Source organism: Brevundimonas sp., from assembly GCF_044239655.1.
Taxonomy (GTDB): Bacteria; Pseudomonadota; Alphaproteobacteria; order Caulobacterales; family Caulobacteraceae; genus Brevundimonas.
Genome location: NZ_JBIIAY010000127.1, coordinates 1 through 8,885 on the forward strand (window position 1 = coordinate 1; position 8,885 = coordinate 8,885).

Genomic DNA, 8,885 nt, shown 5'->3' on the forward strand with positions numbered 1-8,885 from the left:
TGGGCGGCATGGATCCGGGGGTGATGCCGCCGACGTCGGAATGGTGGCCCCGGGCGGCGACGAAGAAGGCGGGGGCATCATCGTCGTCGAGGAAGACGGGCAGGATGACGGTGATGTCGGGCAGGTGCGTGCCGCCGTTGTAGGGCGCGTTCAACATATAGACGTCGCCCCGCTTCAGGCCGCGACCGTCCCGCGCGTCCCCACGCGCTCGGATCACGGCGGCAATGCTCTCGCCCATGGAGCCGAGGTGGACGGGGATGTGTGGCGCATTGGCGATCAGGGCACCGGTGCCGTCGAACAGGGCGCAGGAGAAGTCGAGCCGCTCCTTGATGTTGACCGAATAGGCCGTGGCCCGCAGCGCCTCGCCCATCTGTTCGGCACAGGCCATGAAGCGCGATTTGAACAGCTCCAGCAGGATCGGATCGACCTCGGTGCCGACGGCGGTGCGGGGCGCGAGGGGTTCGGTGCGAGTCAGGATCAGGTTGAGCCGGGGATCGACGGTGGCGGACCAACCCGGCTCGACCACGGTGGTTCCGGTGGATTCCAGAATGATGGCCGGGCCGGGGATGATGGAGCCGGGGGCGAGGTGATCACGGTGGTGGATGGGGCGTTCTCCCTCCCCTTCATGGGGAGGGGCGATCGCGGAGCGATCGGGGTGGGGCTGTGTGAAGCGGTCGCGATCCTGCGCACTTCCCCACCCTGGCTTCGCTGGCGCTCCGCCGTCCCTCCCCACTTCGGGAGAGGGAGAATCGGGAGACGACACCGCCTCGACCTGCAGCGTCTCGACGACCAGGCCCCGATCCGCGACGAATCCGAACCGCTGGCGGTGCGCCGCGTCGAACGCCTCGCGCATGGCCTCTGCGGGGCCGAAAGGCACGGTCAGCGGCGTATCGGTTCCGCCGTACTTGACCTCGGCGCGGGCCAGGATCGTGACGACGTCACCGACGGCTCCCCCCGACAGACCCGCCCGCGCGGTCTCGGCGAGGGCCGCGACACGACCGGCCAGCACGACGTCACGCGACCCATCCAGCGCCTCCGCCACCGTCTCCTGACGGATCGTCCTGACCTCGGCCAGGCCCATTCCGTAGGCGGACAATACCCCCGCATGGGGATGCAGCATGACCATCGTCATTCCCAGGGCGTCGGCGACCAGACAGGCGTGCTGGCCCCCTGCCCCGCCGAAACAGTTGAGGACGTGGCGCGAGACGTCGTGGCCACGCTGGATCGAGATGGTCTTGATGGCGCGGGCCATGTGATCGACGGCGATGGCGATGAAGCCCTCGGCGAGGTCGGTCGGTGAGACGGGCCGGCCGGTCGCGGCCGAAACCTCGGCGGCCAGGGCGTCGAACTTTGCGCGCACGACCTCGGCGTCGAGCGGTTCGTCACCGCCGGGACCGAACACCGACGGAAAATGCTCGGGCCGCAGCTTGCCCAGCAGGACGTTGCAGTCGGTGATGGTCAGGGGGCCGCCACGGCGATAGGCGGCCGGGCCCGGCACGGCACCGGCGCTTTCGGGCCCGACCCTGAGGCGCGCGCCGTCGAAGCGGCAGATCGATCCGCCGCCCGCCGCCACCGTCTCGATCGACAGCATCGGCGCCCTGAGACGCACGCCCGCGACGACGCTGTCGGAGGTGCGCTCGTACTCGCCGGCATAGTGGCTGACGTCGGTGGAGGTGCCGCCCATGTCGAAGCCGATGACGTGGTCGAAGCCGGCTTCATTCTCCGTCGCCGCCATCCCGACCACGCCGCCCGCCGGGCCGGACAGGATGGCGTCCTTGCCCCGAAAGGCGTCGGCGTCGGTCAGGCCGCCGTTCGACTGCATGAACATCAGGGGCGTCGCCGGGCCCAGTTCGCCGCGCACGCGGTCCACGTAGCGGCGCAGCACGGGCGACAGATAGGCGTCGGCGACGGTGGTGTCGCCACGGCCGATCAGCTTGATCAGGGCCCCGACCTCATGGCTGACGGAAATCTGCGTGAACCCGACCTCTGCCGCGATCTCGGCCAGCCGGGCCTCGTGCGCGGTCCATCGCCAGCCGTGGACCAGGACGATGGCAACCGCCTCGGCACCCGCCGCCCGAGCCGCCGCCAGACCGGCCCGCGCGCGGTCCTCGTCGAGCGGAACCAGTACCCGGCCATCGACCCCGACCCGCTCGTCGATCTCGATTACGCGGTCATGCAGCGGTGGGTTCAGGACGATGTGGCGGGCGAAGATGTCCGGGCGGCTCTGCCAGCCGATGGTCAGGGCGTCGCCAAAGCCGCGCGTGATGGCCAGGATCGTCCGGGCCCCCTTCCTCTCCAGCAGGGCGTTGGTGGCCACGGTCGTGCCCATCCGCACGGTCTCGACCGCGCCCGGCGGCAAGGGCCCGGGCCCGACGCCGAGCATCCGCCGCATCCCCTCGACCGCCGCGTCGGCATAGTGTTCGGGGTTCTCGCTCAGCAGTTTGGCGGTCCGGACGGTGCCGTCGGGTGCCCGGCCGACCACATCGGTAAAGGTGCCCCCCCGGTCGATCCAGAAGCGCCAGCCGGGCCCCGGTGGTTCGGCGACTGTGTCCATCTCGGTCGTCATGCTCCGGTTAGACCGGGACCCGCGCCCCGAGACAAGCATCGTCTGACACATGGTGTTGCGACCCGGGCAGCAGAGGCATAGGCTGCACGGCAAAGCTTCGTATCCGGCCGAGGGACGGACGGAGCAGCCAGAGTTTCCGGGGGGAAATCACCATGCCTGACAGCGTCACCAGGACGACGAACACCTCATGGTTCTCGCGCGTCGGCTCGGCCTTCGCCGGGGTCCTCGTCGGCGTCGTGCTGATCTTGGTTTGCATCGCCGGCCTGGCCTGGAACGAGGGGCGCGCCGTCAAGACCGAACGCGGCCTGAAGGAAGGTGCCTCCATCGTCGTCGATATCCAGGCCAGCCCGATCGACGCCGCCAATGACCAGAAGCTGGTCCACGTCTCCGGCCCGGTCGCCGTGACCGCACCGCTGGAGGACCCCGATTTCGGCATCACCGCCACGGGCGTTCACCTGTCGCGTCAGGTCGAGATGTATCAGTGGCGCGAAAGCTCCAAGTCCGAGACCCGCACCAAGCTGGGTGGAGGCGAGGAGACGGTGACCACCTATACCTATGCCAAGGTCTGGTCCGGCGCGGCCGAGGACTCCAGCGCCTTCGCCGAGCCGAACGGCCACGAGAACCCCGAGTTCGCCGTCGAGGGGACCGACATCCTGGCCCAGGACGCGACGCTCGGTGACTTCCGGCTCGACGACGCCGTGGTCGGCCAGATCGGTGGCGAGGCCCCGCTGCGCCTGACCCAGGACAACCTCGAAGCGGTCCAGGCGGCCGTCGGCGACGTCGATCAGTATGTCTCGATCTCTCAGGGCAAGATCCTGCTGTCCGCCAACCGGCCGCGCAGCAGCGATGTGGACGACGCCGACGACGCCACGCCCGTGTCCGAGACGTCCGTGATCCAGGGCAGTCCGACGATCGGCGACATCCGCATCTCCTACGACTTGACCCCTGCCGGCGTGATCTCGATCGTCGGCAAACAGAACGGCGACGGGTTCACCAACTATCGCGCCAGGAACGGCGAGGAATTCCTGCTGGTTTCGGACGGCGCGGTTCCGGCCGCCGACATGTTCCAGGGAGCCCAGGATGCGAACCGGGTCATCACCTGGATCGTGCGTGTCCTCGGCATGGTGCTGCTGATCGTCGGTTTCGGCCTGATCCTGGCGCCGCTGGGGGTGCTGGCCGATGTCCTGCCGCTGGTGGGGACCATCGTGCGGATGGGGACGGGCCTGGTCGCCTTCGTTCTGGGCTTCAGCATCGGGACGGTGACCATCGCCCTGGCCTGGTTCGCCTTCCGGCCCCTGCTCTCGATCGCCATCCTGGCGGTCGGCGGAGCGATCGCCTTCGGCGTCTACCGGCTGGGACGCGGGCGCAACAGGAAGAAGCTGGCGGAGGCGGGGGCAGCATGATCGTCCTTCTCCCCTTGTGGGAGAAGGTGGCCCGCAGGGCCGGATGAGGGGTCACGCCAATCGTTCCGGATCGCGTTCGGAAACCCTTACTGACAAATCGAATAACCCCTCATCCGTCAGCCTTCGGCTGCCACCTTCTCCCGCAAGGGGAGAAGGGCTTGCTCACCCCAATGCCGTCTCACCGCCCGTTGGGTTCCTCGGATCCAGCGACAAACCCGCCGCCTGACGCGCCTTCAGAACCCGCAGCCAGCCGTGCATGCCCTCGCAATCGAGGCCGTGCATCATGAGGCGATAGCCGGCCTGCAAGGTCGACAGGGTCACCAGCGGGTGGCCGTTCTTGACGAAATTCATGTGGTAGTCGGTGCCCAGGATCCGGGCGATGTAGATGGCCACCGTCTCGTCCAGTTGCAGGCTGTGGGAGGCGCGCATGAAGTCGGCACGGGGCAGCATCAGGGCATACAGGGGCGTGTAGAACTCCACCGCCGTCTGGATGTCGATCCGGTTCAGCGGGCCGGTCGGAAAGGTCTGGAAGGCCGGTTCGACGTCGGAGATCATCGAGAAATCAACCACCGCCGGCGGGGTCAGTTCTCTGCCTTGCGCCTGCAATCCGATGTTCATCTCGATGATGAAGTTGAAGATGTTCAGGTCATGCTGGAGGAAGACGTTGTCCTCCAGATCCTTCAGCGTCAGGGGCTTGAGTGGAATGGTCTTGATCGACGCCGGATCGACGCCGGAGTTGGCCTTCATGAAGGCCAGCAGTTCGGTGCCGATATGAAAATGGCGCAGGATCAATGTGTTGGCCTCGGGCGATCCGAAGATCTGCAGGCCCCAGCGGATCGACTTGTGCAGCAGGCCGTTCAGGTTCGGATGCCGGGGCGAGATCGCCCGCAGCACCTTCACCACGCAGAAGAACAGGAAGACCAGCGGGCGGCTGACCGGAAACAGCCAGCGCCGCGACCACGACCGGGCACCCAGCAGCAACGCTCGCTTGGCCTGGGGGTCGATCGGTAGACTGTGATCGAGATAGAGCGCCAGCCACGGATCGGGATCGGCAGGATCATAGGCACGGGCGTCGAACGGATCGGGCCGCTCGCGCGGACCCGCATCGCCGTGGGCCCCGCCGTCTGACAGGCTCATGCCACGATCTCCTCGATCTGAAGCGCATAGAGGCGGGCGGTGACACGGGCACAGGTGACGATGCGTTCGGCGATCGCGGCGTCGGGCAGCACCATCCGCAGCATCGCCTCGAACTCCTGCATATGCTCGACGTCGTTCTCGCCGTGATAGAGCAGGAACCGCACCGCCTCGTCGGGCAGACCCAGCCGCTCCTGCACCTTCAGCCCCCAGGGGCGCGCCTTGATCGAGCCCAGCCCCTCGATGACGAACATGGCGCCCAGCAGGCCGAAGGGGTCGGGTTTCGACGCCTCGTGGAACATCCACGCCGAAATGGCTTCGGAGCCGACGTTCTTGGGGGCCCCGCGGATGATTTCCAGCGCCCCGCCCGAGGCGACGAAATCGGCTTCCAGCAGGCGGAAATCGCGATGCTCGGTCACCGCATGACGCATCAGGGTCGAGCGCAGTTCCAGATGCCGCTCTCCCACATTCGACGCCGCCCGGCTCATCCACAGGGCCCCGTCCTTCACCTGCTGACGCAGGTTGATAAGGAAGGCGTGATAGTCGGCAGTCTCGAACCGGCCGCGCGTCAGCTTGCGGATCAGGGGGGTGGATTCCAACCTCTGCTCGAACTCAGCGAAGACGACGGCCAGCTTGCGCAGGGTGTCGGCGACTGCGTCGTCATGGATCGGTCCATCGGCCATCACACCACCTCCAGCATCATGAACCCCACCATGGCGCGGCCGCTTTCGGGCACGATCAGCAGCACCTTCTCGCCCCGCTTCGCCCGCCCACTCTTCATGAACTCGTCCAGCATGACCCAGATCGAGGCCGAACCGACATTGCCGACGGTGGCCAGGTTGGAGAACCACTTCTCCTCCGGGATCATGGCCCTGGTCGATCTCAGGATGGAGACGATCTCTTCGCGCAACGACTTCGCCGAATAGTGACACAGCAGGTGGTCGACATCGTCCGGTACGATCCGGCCGTCGTCGACCTTCTTCATCCAGACCCCGATCCAGGCGCGGATGACGATCTTGAGCAGGTCGAAGTCCTGCAACAGGGCCACAGCGCCGGACGCATGCGCGGCGGCCGGCCCGACGTGGCTCCAGGCGGATTTCATGTCGGCGCGGTCGGCGAAGGTCGAGCCGGCCCACATGCAGGGGTCGAAGGCGTGGGCGAGTGACGTCAGGTCGATCCATTCGACCTTCAGCGACAACCCGTCGGGCTTTGGCCGGGGCTCCAGCACCACGGCACCAGCACCGTCCGACAGGGTGAAGCGGAGGAAGTCCGCCTCCATCCGCGCCCGTCCCTTGGCGTCGACCAAGGCGGTGCCTTCATAGAATTCAGGGCGGAACCAGCGCGACGAGAACTCGCTGCCGGTGGTGACGGCGACCTCGGCTTCTCCGGCCCGGACCTGAAGCCAGGCCCCCTTCATGGCCATGAGAGCAGAGGCGCAGACGGACTGGTAGCTGGCGATTTCGATGGGGCCCGCACCCAGTTCGGCATGGACCGCGCTGGCATGGCCCGGCACCAGATAGTCACCCTGCGTCGTCGCCGTGGCGAGGTGGTCCAGGTTGCCGACCGACAGCCCCGCATCGTCCAGCGCCGCCCGCGCGGCCTGCGCCGCCATCGACCCATTGGAATGCAGCACCGTCCCGTCCGGTGCCATGGCATAGTGACGGGTCTCGACCCCGTTCCAGCGCAGGGCCCGACGGCCGATCGCCGAGGATCTGCCACCGATGCGGCCGATGTGGTCCTCCATCGCCTCGACGCCGACAGGCGCGCCGGGCAGGAAGCTGCCGCAGCCGGTGATGTAGGCGTCGCGAAGCTGGGCCGAGGTCATCGGCTCAATCGGCACGGGGAAGACGCCAGAAGCAAGGCCAATGTGCGTTTGGCGGTCGGACTATTTAGTTGCCGTAACTCCATTTCATCTGACGGCAAGGGACCAACGAAGCGAGGACTAACGACAATCCTCGATAAATCGGTTTCCCATTCCGTGCTGCCACCAAAGGTCGAGCCAATAGCTTGTCACGATCAACCTCTTCCCTTAAGCCGTGAAAAATCGTAATCGTGCGGCTTGACGGCGGAAAGGATTTGGAGGATACAGCGGACATGACCAACCTACTTCAACTTGCAAAGGACGACCTGAGCCGGCTGGAAGCCGATGCTGAATACGCTCGAATTGCATTTGAGAAGGCAGCTGCAGCCGTTGAGGATCAGAAAGGCTTCGTCGTTAAGCTTGAGGTTTACGCCAACGGCTTCTCCGCATTGACACGTGAACCAAAGCACGGTCTGCCGACCTCGGTTGGTGAGACGGCTCGCAGTTCACCTACTGTTGGTCAGGTTGCCATTGTAGATGGTCTCCAGCGTAAGATGGCTCTGTCGATCCCACGCCAAGGAACAAAACGCTTTGAGATTGGAAACGCCGCAATTCGCGCAATCCAATCTCGCGGCCCAATGACGACCGCTGAACTTTTGCCTCATATCCCGGACGAGCTATTCGAAGGGAGCAGCAATCCCAAAAACTATCTGTCCAACGCTCTTAGCAAAGATGCACGCTTCGATAACTCGGCTCGAGGCTGGATAGTCAACACCGTTTCGCCCGTTGAGGAAATCGAGGAGGCGAACACGAACACAGCTACCCCATAGTGGGCGGCTGCGTAGCAGGACTGTGCGAAAGCGGGATTGGGCATGGTAGCCCAATCTGACAGGGCTCATTTCCCTACAGGTGCTCTGCTAATGCGATCCTCGTCCTACCAAAGGACGAGGATCACTTAGGTGGCGTCACCCGGCTCTCTGCCAAGACCGTCGGGTGACGCTACTATTGGCGACAAATCGCCTCTTCTGTCAAATCACTATGCCTGCGTTCGTGTATCGTGGCTCTGTATTGCTAACGCCGGTTTCTCGACCCTATCCAACATCTACCCACATCCTCACCGCATCAGCATAAACCGCGCCGGCACCCCGACCTGTGCCGAAGGGGCTAGCCAGACGTCGAACGTGCCCGGCTCGACCGTCGGATTGCCTTCAGCTCCGATGAACTCCAGCAAGGCACGGCGCAGGCGGAAGGTGACGGTGGTCGTGGCTCCGGCCGCAATTGCGACCTTGCGATAGTCGCGCAGACGCCGACCCGGCTGGGTCAGGCTGGCGACGCGGTCGTGGATATAGAGCTGCACCGTTTCCACGACGGGCACGGTCCCGGCGTTCTGGATCGCGACCGACACCTCGATCTCGCCGTTCCAGGTCAGGGTGTCCGACGACAGGATGGCCGCCGAATAGCGGATGTCGCCATAGGTCAGTCCGTGCCCGAACGGATACAGGGCCGTGTTGGTCGTCTCGCGATAGCGGGCGGTATATTCCTCGGACGCCAGGGCTGGATTGGCAGGGCGGCCGGTGGTCTTGTGGTCATAGAAAAACGGCTGCTGGCCCGAGCGGTGCGGGAAGCTGACCGGCAGGCGACCGGACGGCGAATGGGTGCCGAAAACGACGTCGGCGACGCTGTTGCCCATCTCGGACCCCAGGAACCAGGTGACGACGATCCCGGCGGCGTCCTTCACCGCCCCCGACAGTTCCAGCGCCCGTCCGTTACGCAACAGGACGACCATGGGCTTGCCGATCTCGGCGACGGCCTGGGCCAGGGCCTGTTGCGCCGGCGGCAGGGTGATCTCGACCCGGGACTGGGCCTCGCCCGAGAACCGGGCGCTTTCGCCGAGCGCGAGCACCACGACGTCGGACTGGGCCGCCGCCACCACGGCCGCCGATATGCCGCCGGACAGGGCCGCCTCGACCTCGCAGCCCTG

7 protein-coding genes are annotated in these 8,885 nt (G+C 65.9%); 2 read left to right on the forward strand and 5 right to left on the reverse strand.

What is annotated here, in order from left to right:
- Positions 1-2,554, reverse strand: a 2,554-nt coding sequence (locus ACILQR_RS14015) for a hydantoinase/oxoprolinase family protein (RefSeq protein WP_395652010.1), incomplete at its 3' end; no start/stop codon positions are given.
- A 164-nt stretch (positions 2,555-2,718) separates the two neighbouring features.
- On the opposite strand from ACILQR_RS14015, the gene ACILQR_RS14020 reads away from it, so the two are divergent.
- Positions 2,719-3,969: a TMEM43 family protein gene (locus tag ACILQR_RS14020; protein ID WP_395652011.1), complete on the forward strand. Its 1,251-nt coding sequence runs from the start codon at positions 2,719-2,721 to the stop codon at positions 3,967-3,969.
- Between the two features lie 162 nt (positions 3,970-4,131).
- Here the strand turns inward: ACILQR_RS14020 and ACILQR_RS14025 are convergent, their stop codons facing one another.
- Genes ACILQR_RS14025 through ACILQR_RS14035 form a run of 3 tightly spaced genes read right to left on the reverse strand, consistent with a single transcriptional unit; the run spans position 4,132 to position 6,943 of the window.
- Positions 4,132-5,106, reverse strand: a complete 975-nt coding sequence (locus ACILQR_RS14025; RefSeq protein WP_395652012.1) for a DUF6999 family protein — start codon at positions 5,104-5,106, stop codon at positions 4,132-4,134.
- Positions 5,103-5,786, reverse strand: coding sequence for an iron-containing redox enzyme family protein (locus ACILQR_RS14030; protein WP_395652013.1), 684 nt, complete (start codon positions 5,784-5,786; stop codon positions 5,103-5,105). The genes ACILQR_RS14025 and ACILQR_RS14030 overlap by 4 nt, the downstream gene beginning before the upstream one ends.
- Complete coding sequence (locus ACILQR_RS14035) at positions 5,786-6,943, reverse strand: beta-ketoacyl-ACP synthase III (protein WP_395652014.1); 1,158 nt, start codon at positions 6,941-6,943, stop codon at positions 5,786-5,788. Before ACILQR_RS14035 ends, ACILQR_RS14030 begins: the two co-directional genes overlap by 1 nt.
- A 254-nt stretch (positions 6,944-7,197) precedes the next feature.
- Here ACILQR_RS14035 and ACILQR_RS14040 point away from each other — a divergent pair, with 254 nt between their 5' ends.
- Positions 7,198-7,734: a hypothetical protein gene (locus ACILQR_RS14040; RefSeq protein WP_395652015.1), complete on the forward strand. Its 537-nt coding sequence runs from the start codon at positions 7,198-7,200 to the stop codon at positions 7,732-7,734.
- Positions 7,735-8,018: 284 nt separating this feature from the next.
- Here the strand turns inward: ACILQR_RS14040 and ACILQR_RS14045 are convergent.
- Positions 8,019-8,885: glycoside hydrolase family 3 C-terminal domain-containing protein (locus ACILQR_RS14045; RefSeq protein WP_395652016.1), on the reverse strand; the 867-nt coding region annotated here is incomplete at its 5' end.

Bases quoted from the DNA above. Each gene is read 5' to 3' on its own strand.
- ACILQR_RS14040 (WP_395652015.1), top strand. From the start codon at position 7,198: ATGACCAACCTACTTCAACTTGCAAAGGACGACCTGAGCCGGCTGGAA.
- ACILQR_RS14030 (WP_395652013.1), bottom strand. From the start codon at position 5,786: ATGGCCGATGGACCGATCCATGACGACGCAGTCGCCGACACCCTGCGC.
- ACILQR_RS14020 (WP_395652011.1), top strand. From the start codon at position 2,719: ATGCCTGACAGCGTCACCAGGACGACGAACACCTCATGGTTCTCGCGC.
- ACILQR_RS14025 (WP_395652012.1), bottom strand. From the start codon at position 5,106: ATGAGCCTGTCAGACGGCGGGGCCCACGGCGATGCGGGTCCGCGCGAG.